The following is a 17,948-nucleotide window of genomic DNA, read 5'->3' on the forward strand; positions in this document are numbered from 1 at the left end:
CACCCTCTCGGGCTTTCCTCCGGGCTTTTCCCTTCGGTCTTGCGTTTCCGACTCTATCAGACTCTTTCGTGTCCGATTCCCGGTCGAAGCGGGGCTGCTTTCCAGTTCTTCGCTTTCGCGTTTCCCTTTCCGGCGAGTCCGACTCTATCAGATCCTTTCGGGCCTGATTCCCAGTCAGCGGGGTTTGCCTTCCCGGCTGTTGAGCCGTTCCGACGTCCAAACTCTAGCGAACTTTCCCGGCGACTCATAATCGAGCCTTCGAAATTAATTTCGGCATGCCGAAATTGTCCCGAGTGGGAGATCGTGCTGAGTTTTGGTTGCCGCATTCGCGGCGGGATCGGTTGTCACGCAACCGTTCCGGCTCCGTGACAACTCGAAGAACCTTACGGATCGAGGAGGGGCCTGTCAACCCGGCCAGGTCAAGGCGTTTTCCCGCGTGTCCGGCATGGGCTCGGACCAGGCCGGCAGGGGCTCAGTCCAGGTCGGTGAGGCGGCCGCCGGCGTCCGGCTGGGCGTGCTCCACGCGGCGCAGGAGGCGGATCAGCATGTCGCCGAGGGCTCCACGTTCGTCGACCATGAGGTCCTGGAGCAGCTCTCCCTCGAAGTCGGAGGCCATGCGCATGGCCTCCAGCCACTTCGTACGACCCTCGTCGGTCAGCTCGACGATCACGCGCACCCGGTTGCTCTCGTCCCGGTCGCGGGTGACCAGACCCTCGCCCGCCATGCGGTCGATCCGGTGGGTCATCGCTGCCGGGGTGAGGCCGAGGCGCTTGGCCAACTCGCCCGGGCCCAGGCGGTACGGGGAGCCGGCCAGAACCAGGGTCTTGAGGACCTCCCACTCGGCGTTGCTGATGCCGAGGGCGGCGAGCTGGCGTCCGTACGCCACGTTCATGCGGCGGTTCAGTCGGCCCAGGGCCGAGACGACCTGCTCGACCTGGGGGTCCAGGTCGCGGAACTCGCGCTGATAGGCGGCGATCTGCTCGTCGAGGCTCGGCTCCTGGGGGCCGGGCCGCTCGGTGGTGTCAGGCATGGCGGGCAGTATGGCACGCCCTCCAAAGCCGTCGAAGTCCTTCGGTCTGAATTATTGAGCTTCTAACTTTAGTGCTAAAGTCTTCGGGTTCGAGTCGTTCGGATGGCTCGGCAAGTCGCTTCGAGACCTTGAGGTAGGTGAGTGTGACCAGGGAGATGGGTGCAGCACTGCGGCGGATCCAGCTGGGCAGCGCGCTGAGCGCGTTCGGGCTGGGGTTCACCGTTCCTTATCTGTACGTCTATGTGGCACAGGTACGGGATCTGGGTGCAGGCACCGCGGGAGTCGTGCTGGCGGTCTTCGCCATGGCGGCGCTGGCCGCTCTGCCGTTCACCGGGCGTGCCATCGACCGGAGCGGGCCACTGCCCGTGCTCGTCGTCGCTTCGGGCGTCGCTTCCCTTGGCGCGGCCGCCCTCGGCCTGTCGTCGGATGTGACTGCCGTCGTCCTCTCGGCCGCGGTCCTCGGCGCGGGTACGGCGGTCATGCAGCCGGCGCTCGCCACCATGCTCGTGTGGTGCTCCAGCACCGCCACCCGTACGCGCGCCTTCGCCATGCAGTTCTTCCTGCAGAACCTCGGGCTCGGCATCGGTGGGCTGGTCGGCGGACAGATCGTCGACACGAGCCGGCCGGAGACCTTCACCCTGCTGTTCCTCATCGAGGCCGGGATGTTCGTCGTGCTCGGTGTCGTCGCCTCCACGGTGCGGCTGTCCGGTGCGCCGTCCTCCTCCGACGCCAGGCCCACCGACGGGTCCACGGCTCCGGGCGGGCTGCGGGCGCTGCTCTCGCACCGGGCCATGGTGCAGCTGTGCGTGCTGGGCTTCGTGCTGTTCTTCGCCTGCTACGGACAGTTCGAGTCCGGGCTCGCGGCCTACGGCACCGAGGCCGCCGGGATCCAGCCCTCGACGCTCGGTATCGCCATGGCAGCCAACACCGCCGCCATCGTCGTGGCGCAGTTCGTCGTGCTGCGGCTGGTGGAGCACCGCAGGCGCAGCCGGGTCATTGCCTCGGTCGGTCTGATCTGGGCGTTCGCCTGGATCGTGGCGGGGTACGCGGGGCTCGGACACGGCAGCCAGACCATGGCGACGGCCGCGTTCATCTCCACGTACGCGCTGTTCGGACTCGGTGAGTCGATGCTGTCGCCGACCCTGGCGCCGCTGGTCGCCGATCTGGCCCCGGAGTCGATGGTCGGGCAGTACAACTCCGCGTTCGCCCTGTGCAAGCAGCTCGCGCTGGCGGTCGGTCCGGCCGTGGGCGGGCCGATGGGGGCGACGCTGCACGGGCCGTACATCGTGACGTTCGTGCTGTTCTCGCTGGGCGTCACGGTGCTGGCGCTGCGGCTCGGCCGGCGGCTCACTCCCGTACAGGATCAGCCTTCGATCGAGACGGTGTCGTCCAGGGTGGTGGCCGTGTCACTGCCGGAGGGCAAGCCCGTGACCGCCTCCGCTGCCGCTCCTCGCTGAGGCGGTCAGGGGTCCTGCTCGGCAGGGCCCCTAACGCGGCAGGGCGAATTCGCACCAGACCGCTTTGCCGCCGCCCGGTGTGCGGCGGCTGCCCCAGGACGAGGCGATCGTCGCGACGATGGAGATGCCGCGGCCCGCTTCGTCCGCCGGATCTGCGCGGCGGCGGCGCGGCAGGTGGTCGTCTCCGTCGGTCACCTCGATGATCAGGCGGCGGTCTGTGCGGCGCAGGCCCAGGCGCATCGGCGGAGTGCCGTGCTTGAGGGAGTTCGCGACGAGTTCGCCCGCGGCCAGGACACCCAGGTCGCAGAGCTCGACCGGGAATCGCCACGACGTCAGGACGCCGGTCGCGAAGGCGCGGGCGCGCGGGGCCGCTTCGATGCCGCCGAGAAGATCGAGCGAGGCGTTGTGGAACAGTTCGGCGTTCGCCCCCGTACGGGCGGGGTGCTGGACCACCAGTACGGCCACGTCGTCGTCGTGTTCCGCAGTGACGCCGAGGGAACGGATCAGCCGGTCGCAGACCACCTGAGGTGAACCCTTGGCGCCGGAGAGCGCGCGCTCCAGGGCGGCGACGCCCTCGTCGATGTCCTCGCTGCGGCGCTCCACCAGGCCGTCCGTGTAAAGGACCGCGGTGGAGCCGGGCGGCAGCGCGATGGTGCCCGATGTGTGGATCCAGCCGCCGGTGCCGAGCGGCGGGCCTGTCGGGTCCTCGGCGCGGTGGACCGTACCGTCCTCGTGGCACACCAGGATCGGGAGGTGGCCGGCGGAGGCGTAGACGAGCCTGCTTTCGTTCGGATCGTGGACCGCGTAGGCGCAAGTGGCGATCTGGCTGGCGTCGATCTCGGCGGCGAGACCGTCGAGGAGCTGGAGCACCTCGTGCGGCGGGAGGTCGAGTCGGGCGTAGGCGCGCACGGCCGTACGGAGCTGGCCCATGACGGCGGCGGCCCGCACACCGCGGCCCATCACATCCCCGATGACCAGGGCGGTGCGGCCGGCGCCGAGGGTGATGACGTCGTACCAGTCGCCGCCGACCGCGGCATCCGTGCCGCCGGGCTGATAGGTGGCGGCGATCCGCAGGTCGTCGGGCTGCTCCAGCTCCTGCGGAAGCAGGGAGCGCTGGAGGGTGACGGCCGTTTCGCGGTGGCGGCGCTCGCTGGCGCGGAGCCGTTCGGCCGCTTCCGCGTGGTCGGTGACATCGGCGGCGTACACGAGTACTCCGCCCTCACTGCCTCTGTTCTTGTTCTTGTTGCTCCTGTTGCCCTTGTTCTGCTTCTTGTTCCTGCCGCCGCCCTCGTCGCTGCCGCTGCCGGTTTCGCCCCCGCTGTCCCTGGCCCTGTCCCTGTACACCGGAGTGCAGGTCACGGTGTACGAGTTGCCGCTGCGGACCTTGCGGGACTTGACCGTACGGGGTGTGCCGCTGCGCAGGACCTGGTCCATGAGGGGCAGCAGGCTGAGTTCGGCGAGTTCGGGCATGGCCTCGGCGGCGGTGGCGCCGACCGGACGGGGGCCGAAGGCGGCGGCGTAGGCGTCGTTGACGTACGCGATCCGGTGGTCGGGGCCGTACACCAGAGCCACCAGGGCGGGCAGCCGGCCGAGGATGTCCCGGGCGGACAGATCCTCCAGGGCGGAGAGATCCTCCAGGGCGAAACCGCAGATCGTGGGAGGTTCGCCCTGCGTGTCGCTGCTCGTACCGCCAGGCGTGTCGCCGTGCGTGTCACTGCGCGTGTCGCCGTCCGGCGGGCAGGGCCCGGTCCCGGGCTGTGCGTACTCGGCGCGGGCCGAGGGCACGGAACTGCGGTCGTCCCGTGCGGCGGCGCGGCGCTGCGTTCCGGGTAGGCGGGCGCTCCAACGCGTGAAGTTCACGGAATTTCTGGCCTCGTGTGTCGGTCTGGTCCGCTCGGGCGGGCTGCTTCCTCTGCCGGTTTCTTCTACCGGTTCTTCTACCGGTTCTTCCGTCGCCGGGGTCGGGGCCGCCGGGGGCCGGACCCCCGGGAAGGCGCAGCCGGGCCTCATCGCGCTGCTCGTGCCTCTGGTGCGTCTGGTGCGTCTGGTGCGTCTGGTGCGTCTTGTGTTTCTGATGTGTTTGGGACAGCTGGTGCGTCTGGGACGTCGGTGCTGGTCACTGTTGTTCGCTGCCGCCGGGTCACTCTGTGCAGATGTGGACCCACCTATGGTCACACGTCCAGTGTGACGGACCGTACTGACAGTTGTCGGTGCGGTGTCGCGCCGGGCGGGTGCCCGGGCGGGTCGACGGGCAGTCAGCCGTCGGTCCTCGGCGGATCGTCGGTGTTCGGCCGGCCGTCCGGACCGGGGCGCTTGCCGCCTACAGCGAGTTCGAATTCGGCACGCGGGTGTTCCAGCGAACCGAGGGAGACGATCTCGCGTTTGAAGAGCCCGGCGAGGGTCCATTCGGCAAGGACACGGGCCTTCCGGTTGAACGTCGGGACACGGCTGAGGTGATACGTGCGGTGCATCAGCCAGGCCGGACGGCCCTTGAGCTTACGACCGCAGACATGGGCGACGCCCTTGTGGAGGCCGAGTGAGGCGACGGAACCCGCATGACTGTGCCGGTACTCCTTGAGGGGCTCGCCGTTGATCGACGCGAGGATGTTCTCGGCGAGAACCCTGGCCTGTCGCACGGCGTGCTGGGCGTTGGGGGCGGTCTCCCTGCCCGTTTCCTCGGCAGTCAGGTCGGGTACGGCCGCGGCGTCCCCGGCGGCCCAGGCGTGCTCGACCCCTTCGACGGTGAGTTCCGCCGTGCATCTGAGCCTGCCGCGCTCGTCGAGCGGCAGATCGGTGGCGGCGAGGATCGGCGCGGGTCTGACGCCCGCGGTCCACACGAGGGTGCGGGTCGGGAAGCGGGAACCGTCGCTCAGGACGGCGATCCGGTCCTCGCAGGACTCCAGTCGGGTGTCGAGGCGTACGTCGATATTGCGGCCGCGCAGCTCCCGGATGGCGTACATGCCCATTGCGTCGCCGACCTCGGGAAGCATGCGGCCGGACGCCTCGACAAGGATCCATTTCAGGTCCTCTGCCTTGACGTTGTGGTAGTAACGCGAGGTGTAGCGGGCCATGTCCTCCAGCTCGGCAAGGGCCTCGACGCCCGCGTATCCACCGCCGACGAAGACGAAGGTGAGGGCGGCGTCGCGAATGGCCGGGTCGCGGGTGGCGGAGGCGATGTCCATCTGCTCGATGACGTGGTTGCGCAGTCCGATGGCCTCCTCGATGGTCTTGAAGCCGATGCCGTGGTCGGCGAGGCCGGGGATCGGGAGGGTGCGCGAGACGGATCCGGGTGCGAGGACGAGTTCGTCGTACGGGATCTCGACGGCGCCGGTTCCGTCCTCCGCCGTGGCGAGCGTGGCGATGGTCGCCGTGCGCTTGGCGTGGTCGATGCGTTGTGCCTCACCGATCACGATCTTGCAGCGCGCCAGGACCCGGCGGAGCGGCACGACGACATGGCGCGGCGAGATCGAACCGGCGGCCGCTTCGGGCAGGAACGGCTGATACGTCATATAAGGCTCGGGGGTGACGACGACGATCTCGGCCTCACCGCTTCTGAGTCTCTGCTTCAGCTTCCGCTGGAGGCGCAGCGCTGTGTACATCCCGACGTACCCGCCGCCGACGACGAGGATGCGCACACCCGGCGGGGGGCCGGGGGGTGTCCCCCCGAAATCTGAAGCCATCACCACCCCATGACGCAACGTGCTCACGGGTTTGTCCACAGCCCCGGCAAATTGTGTGACCGGAGGTTCTGAACCGGCTTCTGCTGCTGATCGCGGCGGCGACACGGAAGCTGCGCAGGTCAGGGGTTGGAGTGGGGATGGTGGGTGGGGGTCGAATCGGTGACCAACCGGTCCTTGCTCCGATCGCAGGGCGCTCCGTGCGGAACTACCCCCTTCTGAATTGACCCAGGCTCAACTATGTTCGTATGTCGTCGGGGTGCCGGGTCGAGACCATGATCCACTCTTCGGCTCAAACGGCGGGAAGTCTCCGGGGGGAGACGTCATAACCGGGGGAACAGTTATGCACATTCAGGATTCTCATTGGCAGACTGCTGCTGCAGTCACGTCCCATTCGCCCGACGGAAGCGGACGAAACGGAGCGATGGGGACAGTGGACACGGTGGGTGCGGTCGGCATGGTGGGTGCGGTCGGCACGGTCGCGGCAGCCGGAACAGGCGGGACGGCCGGGGCAGCCGGGGCCGCTGGAGCGAACGTACGCTCGGCTCCGCTTCGCGTGGATGCACAGCGCAATCTGGAACATGTGCTGCGTGCCGCACGCGAGGTGTTCGGCGAGCTGGGATACGGGGCTCCGATGGAGGACGTGGCGCGTCGCGCCAGAGTCGGAGTCGGCACGGTGTACCGGCGGTTCCCGAGCAAGGACGTGCTGGTGCGGCGGATAGCCGAGGAGGAAACTTCCCGGCTGACGGACCAGGCGCGGGCCGCCCTGGGTCAGGAGGACGAACCGTGGTCGGCGCTGTCGCGCTTCCTGCGGACGTCCGTGGCCTCGGGCGCGGGGCGACTGCTGCCGCCGCAGGTACTGCGGGTCGAGGTCGATACCGAAGTCGATGCCGAAGTCGATGCCGAAGTCGATGCCGACGGCACGACCGCGGCTGGGGAGTCGGGGGCCACTGCGGCCTCCGTATCGGGCTCGGGCTCGGGCAGTGCTCAGGACGAGACGCGGGTACCTCAGCAGCGGCAGGGCGCGGGTCAGGCCGACCTCCGGCCGGCCGACGGGCGTTTCGCCACGGAGAGCGGCATCGAGGGCGACGACACGGGAACCGGCGAACTGCTGGAAATCGTCGGCCGGCTGGTGGACCGGGCGCGGGCAGCCGGTGAGCTGCGCCGTGATGTGACGGTGGCGGATGTGCTGCTGGTCATCGCGACGGCGGCGCCCTCGCTGCCTGATCCGGCTCAACAGGCCGCGGCTTCGAGTCGGCTGCTGGACATCCTGCTGGAGGGGCTGCGTTCTCGGCCTGCCAAGTGAGCGGGCCGCGCTCGCTGCCGGTTACGTGAGCGCGGTGCCGCGGGCGCGTAGGTACGCGTGAGTGTGGGTGCCGCGGGCGCGGAGTGGCGCGGGTGCGGAGGGTGCCGCGGGCGCGGATGTGTTTCGTGTGCGGGCTGCCTCTCCGGGCGGGTTGCTGGAGTGAGTGGGCGGCGCGCATGGCCGGCGTGAATGGGTTGGGCGTCGGGTGGCCGGCGTGGCCCGTTTCGGTTGGTCGCGCCCGGCGGCTCGTCGTCGCCCGCCCGCCTCTCGCGTCCGGCTTCCGCGTCCTCCCTTCTCGCTTCCGGCTTCCGCGTCCGCCCCTCTCGCTTCCAGTTTTCGCGTCCGTCGTTTCGACCAGGTGCTCTCATCTGCCCGTCGACCGGCTCTCTACAGCGCCGGCACGGCTCTCCATCGGCTCTTCAGCTCCGTTTGAACGGGCTGCTGTTCGGTGTTTGTTCGGCGCTCGACCGAGGCTTGATCGGTGCTTGATCGGTGCTTGATCGGTGGTTGATCGGCTCTCGTCGGTGGGGCCGCTGCCCGCTGTCCGTAACCCGCCCGTGTAAAAAACCCAATGAGCCTTCCCCAAATGAGTGGCCGTTAGTGCTCACATTCGGGAAAACGCCCCGGATGAGTGGTTGCTGTGGCTGAAGGTTCGGCGTGATTGCGCCATGTGGCACTCTTGCCCGATGTTCGGGTCCGACAGCGCATACGGGGGCTTCCGCGATGAGCGGTGACGGGCAGCGGGAAGAGTCGTTCGACGACGTCTCTACCGTGGGCGGTGCGACGGAGGCCGGTGAGCTGTCCTTCCGGCAGGTACCGAGTCAGGCCGGACCCGGGCGGCCGGCTGGTGGTGACACCGAGGACAGCGTGGTCCTGCCCGGTCCGTGGCCGACAGCCGTCGAGGCCGGTGTCGCGGTGCCGAGGCAGCGGGAGGGCGGCAGCAGCGCCGACGCCTCCGGTTCCGCGCTCTCCGACGCCGAGTTGATCAGGCAGATGCGGGACGGTGACGATCTCGCGTACGAGGAGCTGTTCCGGCGGCACTCGGACGCGGTGCGGCGCTACGCGCGGACCTGCTGCCGGGACGCGCACACCGCCGACGACCTGACGGCCGAGGTCTTCGCCCGCACACTGCAGGCGGTACGGAGGGGCAAGGGACCCGAGGAGGCGGTACGGGCCTACCTCATGACGGCTGTCCGACATGTCGGAGCCGCCTGGACCAAGACCGCGAAGCGAGAGCAATTGGTCGATGACTTCGCGGTGTTCGCCGCCCAGGCATCCCAATCCTCCCAGGTGCCGGAAGCGGACACGCTCGACCTCGGTGCCGATGTGCTGGCGATGCACGAGGCCGAGCAGTCAATGGCGATGCAGGCGTTCCGCAGTCTGCCGGAGCGCTGGCAGGCGGTGCTGTGGCACACCACCGTCGAGGAGGAGTCGCCCAGCGAGATCGCCCCGCTGTTCGGGCTGACTGCCAATGCCACTGCGGTGCTGGCCAGCCGGGCCCGCGAAGGGCTCAAGCAGGCCTACCTGCAGGCGCATGTGAGCCAGGCGCTCACCTCGGCCAGTGACTGTGCGCGTTATGCCGACCGCCTCGGCGCGTATGCCCGGGGAGGGCTCCGGATGCGGGCCGAGCGCGGGTTGCGGGGGCATCTGGACGAGTGCGTCAGGTGCCGGCTCGCCGCAGGCGAACTGGCCCATGTCAACGCCGGGATTCCTGCGCTGCTGCCGGTCGCGGTCATCGGCTGGTTCGCCGCCGGGTATGCGCTCAAGGCTGCCGGAATCGTCGCCGGTGGCGCGGCAGGAGCCGCGGGTGCGGGTGCCGCCGCGGCAGCGACCGGCGGGAGCTCGTCCGGGGGTGCGGCCGGTGGTGCCGCGGTCTCGGAAGGGCTCGGCGCCCCGGCGAAGGCCGGTATCGCGGCGGCGGTCGCCGTGGCCGCGGCGGCCGGGCTGGCCTGGGCACTGGTCGGTGAGGACCAGCCGAAGCCCGAGGCCGGACGTTCGGTCAAGCCGACTGCCGTGGCGCCTGCGGTGCCGACGCCCGCACCGCCGAAGCCGAAGCCGAAGCCGAAGTCGACCCCGCCGCCTGAGCCCGATGCGCCGACGCCGCCCGCGCCATCTGCCCCGTCCCCGACTCCCCCACCGAAGCCGACGCCCACTCCGCCACCTACGCCGACGCCCACCGCCAAACCGACTCAGACGCCCAGGCCGCCGACACCTTCCACCCCGACACCTTCTGCCCCGACCCCGCCACCTCCGCCGTCCGCGCCGACCGTGTACCGGGTCAGCGAGCTGAGTTACTCAATGCTGGGTGACCACACCCAACCGGAGGTGGTGATCAATGAGAGCAACTGGGTCTGGCAGCGCTCCGGTCTGTCGATCGGCGGCACGCAGTACGCGCACGGGGTGACCGTCCACGGCAAGTCCTCGGTCACCATCCGATTGAACCGGCAGTGCACGCATTACGAGGCCGTGGTCGGGGTCGACGACATGACGATGGGCCGCGGCTCGGTGCGCTTCTCCGTCTTCAACGGTGCCGGGACACGACTGTGGCAGTCCCAGGTGATGAACGGCAACGACCCGGCCGTACCTGTCAGGGTCGGCATCACCGGTCAGGAGAAGATCCGGCTCGTCGTCGAGCGGGCACGGCCGGGCAGTGGCATGACACTCGCCGACTGGGCGGATTCAACCATCAGTTGTCGGTGAGGCTGCCGGGGCGAGGCCGCCGGGTGCGGCAGCCATCGGGTGTGGCGGCCGTCGGGTGTGGCGGCCGTCGGGGGTGCGGCAGCCACCGCACTCCCATGGGCACTGCCCATCCGCACCCCCACGCGCACCGCCCGCCCGCGCCTACGGCTGCAGCGTCCGCCTCGCCGGGACGACTCCGCCAGCCACCGCACGCTGGCGGGGTGCCGCCGTGCCCGTCCAGCAGGTACCGCGCCGCGAAACGAGGCGGCGGAGCCAGAGTTCCATGGACGCCAGGTGCGCCAGGCCGTCCAGTGGGAGCGGTTCGCCCTCCGAAGCCGCGCGCAGGGCCTTCCGTACGACGCGGGCCTCGACCAGGCCCGCGACGGCGAGGAGCGGGGCGTCGAAGAGGGCGATCAGGTCGGGGAGTGCTGCGCGCAGGCCGGTGCGGGCGGTCGCGTTCGAGGTGGCGAGGGAGGGGGTGCCCCAGCCGGGCGGCAGCTCGTGGATGCCTGCGCCCGCGAGCACCCGGCGCAGGATCGCGGCGCGGGCACCCGGCTGGACCCGGAGCGATTCGGGGAGCGCACGGGCGGCGCGTACGACCTGGGTGTCGAGGAACGGGGCGTGCAGTCGCTGGCTGCGGTTCTCCGCGGCCTGCTCCAGGATCCGGTGGTCGGCGGCATACCGGGCGAGGGCCGCCCGGGCGCGGGCCTCGCCCGGGCGCTGAACGGAGGCGGGACGGATCGCCGCTTCCTGAAGACGCACCGACACTTCGGCGAGCGCCTCCCCCGTCAGCCAGCGTGCGGCGGGCCCGGGCCGCGACCAGGTGAGCGCGGCGAGCGAGGCGTCAGCGGGGGTGTCGAGGTCGAAAGTGTGGCGGTTGGCCTCCGGCAGCCGGTCGGCCGCCGTCTCCAGGCCGGTGCGGTACGACGTACGGGACAGGCGGCGGGCCGCGCGGTAGACGGTCAGCGGGACGAAGAGAGAGTGCGCGGTCGAACCCTCGGCCTTGGCGAGAGCGGCGACCGGGCGCAGCAGATGGCGTCGGCGCCGGTCCATCAACAGGTCGGCGAGGCGGGCCGGGTGGGCGTCGAGGACCTGCCGGGCGCCGCCGCCGACGAAGTGGTCGGCGCTGCCCGAGGCGAGGCGGCGGCGGTGGCGTTCGGCGACGACGAGGGACGGGGCGGGTTCATCGGTGAGCGGGCCGCCACCCAGGTCGGCGTAGGGCAGGGCCTCTTCCCCGGCGGCGACGACGACATGGTGCAGGCGCGGGTTGGCGGCGATGACGCGGGCACGTTCGAGTTCGTCCTCGTGTCCGCGTGTGGTGAGGTCGTTGAAGGTGACGGCCAGCAGTCGCTCCCCCGCTCCCGTGCCGTGGCCGAGGAGGGTGCCGGGCAGGCCCGGCAGTCCGGCGGCGAGCAGGGCGAGGGTGGCGGAGCCGCTGCCCCCGGAGAGGTCGGCGCCGATACCGGGTACGGGTGCGCCGCGGGCGGCGCGTCGCTCGGCGGGCCCCATGCCGGGGACCGGGCCGGGGTCGGGCGGCAGGGTTTCGGGGGCGTGGCGCGGGGCCGTGAGTCTGGCGCGTACCGCTTCGACCAGTGCGTCGCGCACTCCGGCGACGGCGCTGACCGGGTCGAGCTGGGGCGCGGCGACGGCGAGGGAGGCCACCGCCTCGTACCCGGTGATCTCGCGCGAGCCCTCGCGGAGGATGAGCGCGTGTCCCGGCGGGATGCGCTTCACTCCGGCGTACGGGGTGCCGTCGCGCAGCGCCTCCGGCGTGTCGGGGCAGGCGAGCAGGGCGGCCAGGTGACCGATGTCCAGCTGGGCTTCGATGAGATCGGCGAGCGGGAGTGCGGCGGTGGCGTACGCCGTGCCGCCGGCCCAGGGCGTGTAGAAGACCGGGCGGGCTCCGGCGAGGTCCCCGATGACGGTGATCCGGCGGCCCACCTGGACGACGGCCGTGTAGCTGCCTGGCCAGGAGGTGAGATGGCGCAGGGCTCCGCCGCGGGCGGACAGGAGGCCGACGCGCAGCTGTTCGTCGGTGGCACTGCAGCAGCCGAGAACGGCCATCCGGGCGGTGGGCGCGCCTTCGGCGGTCTCGACGGTGCTGATACGGATCTCGTCGGGGCGCCAGTCGCCGACCGCCCAGAGCGGATCCGGGTCGCCCCACAGGAGTTGGGAGCCCACGGGGTGCATCGTGCGCCCCTCGTCGCCGGCGCCGACCGCTCCGGCCGTTCCGAAGCTCGCGGCGATACTGCTCCACCCCACCAACCAACGCATCGCCGCCTCCACAGGCTGTGGACAAAACGGCGCAGCAGGAAAGAACCGGGAGAACTGCGGTAACGCGCGGCGCCGTTGCGAACATGCTGCCACGACAAAGGCGCATAGGAGGGGCTACGGACGGCGCACGTCGGAAGTACATGCGCCCCTGGCAAAGACCGGACCGGGTCGGGCAGTCGGCCGGGGTCGAACGGCGCACGTCGGGCGGCAACCCTGCGGCGGGATTCCGGCGGGATGACCGACGCACGGCCGAAGCGAGGCGGTTCATGCGCCAACGGACTTACGGATGAGGCGCGTTGCATTCCCTGTACGAGCGAGATCTACCGGCCGAAATCCGGCCATGCTCCGAACCGCCCACGGACCGGTGACGGACGACCGCCGGACGACCGACGGGATGTCCGCGAATAGGTCGCCCCACCTCGGTCGACCGACGATATTCGGCCATTCTCAGAGCACGTTGCAACCAGGCGGCAGGAACCTCACCGCATCAGAAGTCCCTTTTCGCCCTACTTCATTCCCTGATTTCTTCCCGAATCCCTCCTGGAATCCTCCGGCGGCCGCCGGAGATCACCCCGGGGCGGCGGGCGACCGCGAACCGGGGCTCCGGGGCCTGCTCCGGACCGGGCCCCGCACCCGGCCCCGTACCGGTGCCTACGCACAGTCCGGGAGGTGTCGTTCACCTCCCGGACCGGTCCGCCGCCTGCGGGGAATGAGGCGACGGTGTCCCCCAGCCCACTGAGTCCAATGCAGTGGGCCGACCCACGCAGCACTCATGGAAGCGCTTCCGAAACGGCCGGACGAGAGCGCACGGCCGGGCGCACGGCCACACACCAGGGGCACGTACGGGGCTCGGCGGGCGGTGCCGCGGCCACGCCCTGTTCGTGCCCCCAGGAGCGCACGAACAGGGCGTCGAGCAGAGCGCCGAGCGGGGTCCCCGACCGGGTCCGGGCCGCTGTGCGCGACGGCCACAGAGGCGACCGCGGCAGCACTCGGAGCGGCACCACGGAGCCGCTCGCGTCCGCACAGACAACAATCCCGCCATACGGACGTCTGCCCCTTAACGGTAGGGATGCGGCGAACTACGCTTGGTTTACTGAGGTTCTCGGCAGGAGGCATATTCCTCGGGGCTCGGCCATATGCGTGTGCGGCCGGAGTGCCGGGGTTCGCCCCTGGGGAGGACACGGTACGAATGCCGCGCGCCGCAACGGTGACGCGGCGGCCGTCTGTGTGTCGAGGGGTGGCGCATGTCCAGGGAGCAACGCGGACCGAACGAGAAGCTCGGAACCGTTCTCGCCCTCGCGGGAATCAGCAACGCCGGGCTCGCCCGGCGGGTCAACGACCTCGGGGCGCAGCGCGGTCTGACACTTCGGTACGACAAGACCTCGGTGGCCCGGTGGGTCTCCAAAGGCATGGTGCCGCAGGGCGCCGCGCCCCATCTCATCGCTGCGGCGATCGGCGCCAAACTCGGCCGGCCGGTCCCGCTGCACGAGATCGGGCTCGCGGACGCCGATCCGGCGCCGGAGGTCGGGCTGGCCTTTCCGCGCGATGTGGCCGGGGCGGTCCGTTCGGCGACCGAGCTGTACCGGCTGGATCTGGCCGGGCGACGGGCGGGCAGCGGCGGGATCTGGCAGTCGCTCGCGGGCTCGTTCTCGGTGAGTGCGTACGCGACGCCCGCATCCCGCTGGCTGATATCCCCCGCCGACCCGTCGGTGGAGCACGACTCGACAGCCGCCGAGGCGGCCATCCTCGGCACCCACGGCGCAAGGGGCGCACGTACCGGCCCAGGGGCGCAGAGGGTGCCGGGCACGGCGGGGAAGAGCACGGGGGCGGAGTCCGGCACGCCGGAGGCGGCGGGCACATCCGGCACACCTGGCACGGCGGGGGGCCTGGCCGCTCGGGGACCGCTCGGGGCACAGCCTGCGCTTGGCGCACAGCAGGGACCCGGGGCACAGGCAGCGCTGAATGTGCAGACGTCCCAGGCGGCGCAGGCGGCGCAGGCGGCGCAGGCGGCGCAGGCGGCGCTGGGACCCCTGGGAGCACTGGGGACGCAGCGGACACCGTCCATCCCCGCCCAGCCGGGCCCCGAGACCGCATCCACACCCGGTCCCGCGCCCGCGCCCGCGCCGACCAGCACCATCACGAGCGACATCGCCCCGCTGCGGGTCGGCCACAGCGATGTCTCCAAACTGCGCGAGGCGGCCCAGGACGCCCGTCGCTGGGACTCCAAGTACGGCGGCGGGGACTGGCGCTCCTCCATGGTCCCCGAGTGCTTACGAGTCGACGCCGCACCGCTGCTGCTCGGTTCGTACAGCGACGAGGTGGGCCGTGCACTCTTCGGCGCGGCGGCCGAACTGACCAGGCTCGCCGGGTGGATGGCCTTCGACACCGGTCAGCAGGAGGCCGCGCAGCGCTACTACATCCAGGCACTGAGACTCGCGCGGGCCGCGGCCGACGTACCTCTCGGCGGCTATGTCCTCGCTTCGATGTCGCTGCAGGCGACCTACCGTGGCTTCGCCGACGAGGGGGTCGACCTCGCGCAGGCCGCCGTCGAACGCAACCGGGGGCTCGCCACCGCCCGCACCATGAGCTTCTTCCGCCTGGTGGAGGCGCGTGCCCATGCCAAGGCGAGCGACGCACCGGCCGCGGGGGCCGCGCTGAAGGCCGCCGAGGGCTGGCTGGAGCGTTCCAGGGACGGCGATGCGGACCCGCAGTGGCTGGGCTTCTACTCGTACGACAGGTTCGCGGCCGACGCCGCGGAGTGCCACCTCGATCTGAAGGCGCCCCGGCAGGTGCGGCGCTTCACCGAGCAGGCCCTGTCCAGGCCCACCGAGGAATTCGTCCGCTCGCACGGGCTGCGGCTCGTGGTGTCGGCGGTGGCCGAGCTGGAATCGGGGAATCTGGACGCGGCCTGCGCGGCGGGCACCCGGGCGGTGGAGGTGGCGGGCCGCATCTCTTCGGCGCGGACCACGGAGTACGTACGGGATCTGCTGCACAGGCTCGAACCGTACGGGCACGAGCCGCGCGTCGCCGAGCTGCGCGAGCGGGCCCGTCCGCTGCTGGTCGCCCCCGCGTAACCGGCCGCACAGGACGACCCACGCTACGGGCTCGTTTCCCCGAGCCCGTTAGCCCGAGCCCGTAGCCCGTACTTCCTCACAGCGTCGCCATGACGTCCTTGCGGCATACAGACAGTGTCCGGGCGGTATTCGGCGCGTCACCCGTCCGCCGCTGGGCGTAAAGATCCGGCGCCACGCTGGGCTTCGCTGGTTTGAGTGTGCTGTCAGTGGGTCAGTGCACTATCGGGGTGGGAGGTGGCGTGATGATGACGCACGCGGCGTACGACTGCGATGTGCTGGTGATCGGCGGCGGGATCGTCGGCCTGTCGACGGCGTATGCGATCACGCGCACCGCTCCGGGCATCCGGGTGACGGTGCTGGAGAAGGAGTGGGGCCCCGCCCGTCACCAGACCGGGCGCAACAGCGGAGTGATCCACAGCGGCATCTACTACCGCCCCGGCTCGCTCAAGGCCCGTTACTCGGTGCGCGGCGCCGCCGAAATGGTCGACTTCTGCGCCGAGCGCGGCATCGCGCACGCGGTGACGGGCAAGCTGATCGTCGCGACCGAGCGGTCCGAGCTGCTCCGGCTGCACGCGCTGGTCCAGCGCGGCCGGCAGCACGGGCTGCCGGTGCGCGAGCTGGGGCCCGCCCAGATCGCGGAGCACGAGCCACAGGTGCGCGGGCTCGCCGCGATCCACGTCGGGACGACCGGGGTGTGCGACTTCGGGGCGGTCGCGGCGCGGTTCGCCGCCGAGGTGAGCGGGGCGGGCGGGGTGATCCGTTACGGGGCGGAGGTCACCGCGATCGACCGGCGCCCCTGGGGTGTGGCGGTGCGCACGGCGGAGGGTCCGGTGGTGCGGGCCCGGGTGCTGGTCAACTGCGCGGGGCTGCACTGCGACCGGGTGGCGCGGCTCGCGGGCGACGATCCGGGGGTGCGGATCGTGCCCTTCCGGGGGGAGTACTACGAGCTGGCCCGGCCGGAGCTGGTGCGCGGCCTGGTCTATCCGGTGCCCGATCCGGCGTTCCCGTTCCTCGGCGTGCATCTGACCCGGGGCCACGACGGCAGCGTCCACGTCGGGCCGAACGCGGTGCCGGCGCTGGCCCGCGAGGGGTACGGCTGGCCCGTCGTACGCCCCCGTGAGCTGGCGGACACCCTGGCCTGGCCCGGGACCTGGCAGATCGCGCGCAGGCACTGGCGGTACGGGGCGGGCGAAGTGCACCGTTCGCTCTCGAAGCGCGCGTTCACCGCGGCCGTGCAGCGGCTGCTGCCCGAGGTCACGGAGGCCGATCTGCGGCCGGCCCCGGCCGGGGTCAGGGCCCAGGCCGTGCTGCGGGACGGCACCCTGGTGGACGACTTCCTGATTCGCGAGGCCCCGCACACCGTGCACGTACTGAACGCTCCGTCGCCCGCCGCGACGGCATCCCTGCCCATCGGGCGGGAGGTGGCACGCAGGGCACTGATCCGGGCACGGGGGACGGGGTGGAAGCCACCCGCCGTAGAATCGGGGCATTGTGTCTGAGCCTTTGAACCCCGCCACAGATCCCTCCGTGAGCCCCGCCGCGAACCCTTCCGCGAGTCCTTCCGCCTCGACGCCCGGCGAGACCGCGGCCGGGACGGGCAGCGCCGCGCCCGGGGTGGGCAGTGCCTCCTCGGCCCACACCGCCGCCGCTGCCGGGATTCCGGACGATCTGCGCACCGCCTCCTTCGAGCGGCAGCGCAGGCTGCGCCAGGAGCCGCGCTTCCCCGGCGGGCCCGCCATCGATCCGGCCGGATCGCATCACGAACGCCGGATCCGCAGCTTCCAGCCGCGCCGCAGCCGCGTCACGCCCGGCCAGGAGGACGCCCTGCTGCGGCTCTGGCCGAAGTGGGGCCTGGACATCGACGGGCAGCGCGTCCTCGACCTGTCCGAGCTGTTTGACGGGCTCCCGGTCGTGCTGGAGATCGGTTTCGGCATGGGCGAGGCCACCGCGCAGATGGCAGCCGACGACCCGGAAACGGGCATTCTCGCCGTCGATGTGCACACCCCGGGCCAGGGCAATCTGCTTGGTCTCGCAGACCGGAACGGCCTGTCCAACATCCGGGTCGCCAACGGTGACGCGATCATCCTGCTGCGCGAGATGCTGAAGCCGGACTCGTTGGACGGACTGCGGGTGTACTTCCCCGACCCGTGGCCCAAGAAGCGCCATCACAAGCGGCGGCTGATCCAGCCGGAATTCCTCGATCTGGTGGCGCAGCGGCTGAAACCGGGGGCCGTGATCCACTGTGCGACCGACTGGGAGCCGTACGCCGAGCAGATGCTGGAGGTGCTGACCGCGCACCCCCTCTTCGAGAACGCCCAGGCGGACGGCGGCTATGCGCCGCGACCGGCGTTCCGGCCGCTGACCCGGTTCGAGGGGCAGGGCCTCGACAAGGGCCATATCGTGCACGATCTGCTCTTCGCCCGCCGCTGAGGCCTGCCCGCGGAGCCGGTG

The 17,948-nt window shown here is 71.1% G+C and carries 10 protein-coding genes; 6 read left to right on the forward strand and 4 right to left on the reverse strand.

Annotated features, from left to right (window positions below; all coding sequences use genetic code 11):
• Positions 1-472 precede the first annotated feature (472 nt).
• On the reverse strand, positions 473-1,030 hold the full coding sequence (locus tag ACZ3IC_RS10860; protein ID WP_467414766.1) for a MarR family winged helix-turn-helix transcriptional regulator: 558 nt from the start codon (positions 1,028-1,030) through the stop codon (positions 473-475).
• 155 nt (positions 1,031-1,185) lie between these two features.
• Here ACZ3IC_RS10860 and ACZ3IC_RS10865 point away from each other — a divergent pair, with 155 nt between their 5' ends.
• The gene (locus tag ACZ3IC_RS10865; RefSeq protein WP_467415400.1) at positions 1,186-2,487 is read left to right on the forward strand and encodes an MFS transporter; all 1,302 of its coding nucleotides are present in this window, start codon (positions 1,186-1,188) and stop codon (positions 2,485-2,487) included.
• A 30-nt stretch (positions 2,488-2,517) separates the two neighbouring features.
• On the opposite strand, the gene ACZ3IC_RS10870 is transcribed toward ACZ3IC_RS10865, so the two are convergent.
• Positions 2,518-4,347: an ATP-binding SpoIIE family protein phosphatase gene (locus tag ACZ3IC_RS10870; protein WP_467414769.1), complete on the reverse strand. Its 1,830-nt coding sequence runs from the start codon at positions 4,345-4,347 to the stop codon at positions 2,518-2,520.
• A 395-nt stretch (positions 4,348-4,742) separates the two neighbouring features.
• Positions 4,743-6,167: an NAD(P)/FAD-dependent oxidoreductase gene (locus ACZ3IC_RS10875; RefSeq protein ID WP_467414771.1), complete on the reverse strand. Its 1,425-nt coding sequence runs from the start codon at positions 6,165-6,167 to the stop codon at positions 4,743-4,745.
• Between the two features lie 340 nt (positions 6,168-6,507).
• On the opposite strand from ACZ3IC_RS10875, the gene ACZ3IC_RS10880 reads away from it, so the two are divergent.
• Positions 6,508-7,470, forward strand: coding sequence for a TetR/AcrR family transcriptional regulator (locus ACZ3IC_RS10880; RefSeq protein WP_467414774.1), 963 nt, complete (start codon positions 6,508-6,510; stop codon positions 7,468-7,470).
• A gap of 723 nt (positions 7,471-8,193) precedes the next feature.
• Complete coding sequence (locus ACZ3IC_RS10885) at positions 8,194-10,170, forward strand: sigma-70 family RNA polymerase sigma factor (protein WP_467414776.1); 1,977 nt, start codon at positions 8,194-8,196, stop codon at positions 10,168-10,170.
• 141 nt (positions 10,171-10,311) lie between these two features.
• On the opposite strand, the gene ACZ3IC_RS10890 is transcribed toward ACZ3IC_RS10885, so the two are convergent.
• Positions 10,312-12,423, reverse strand: a complete 2,112-nt coding sequence (locus tag ACZ3IC_RS10890; protein WP_467414778.1) for an asparagine synthase-related protein — start codon at positions 12,421-12,423, stop codon at positions 10,312-10,314.
• 1,244 nt (positions 12,424-13,667) lie between these two features.
• On the opposite strand from ACZ3IC_RS10890, the gene ACZ3IC_RS10895 reads away from it, so the two are divergent.
• The 3 genes from ACZ3IC_RS10895 to trmB all read left to right on the forward strand — a co-directional run bounded on the left by ACZ3IC_RS10895 (position 13,668) and on the right by trmB (position 17,927).
• Positions 13,668-15,497 (forward strand): sporulation protein, encoded by a 1,830-nt coding sequence (locus ACZ3IC_RS10895; protein ID WP_467414779.1) that lies wholly within the window; start codon positions 13,668-13,670, stop codon positions 15,495-15,497.
• A gap of 242 nt (positions 15,498-15,739) precedes the next feature.
• Positions 15,740-16,996 carry an L-2-hydroxyglutarate oxidase gene (lhgO, locus tag ACZ3IC_RS10900; protein WP_467414780.1) on the forward strand — a complete coding sequence of 419 codons (1,257 nt, stop codon included), beginning with the start codon at positions 15,740-15,742 and terminating at the stop codon, positions 16,994-16,996.
• Entirely contained in the window at positions 16,989-17,927 is a 939-nt protein-coding gene (trmB, locus tag ACZ3IC_RS10905; protein WP_467414783.1) for a tRNA (guanosine(46)-N7)-methyltransferase TrmB, read from the forward strand. The genes lhgO and trmB overlap by 8 nt, the downstream gene beginning before the upstream one ends.
• Positions 17,928-17,948 lie beyond the last annotated feature (21 nt).

The sequence above is a fragment of the Streptomyces sp. NPDC002958 genome (assembly GCF_055563255.1).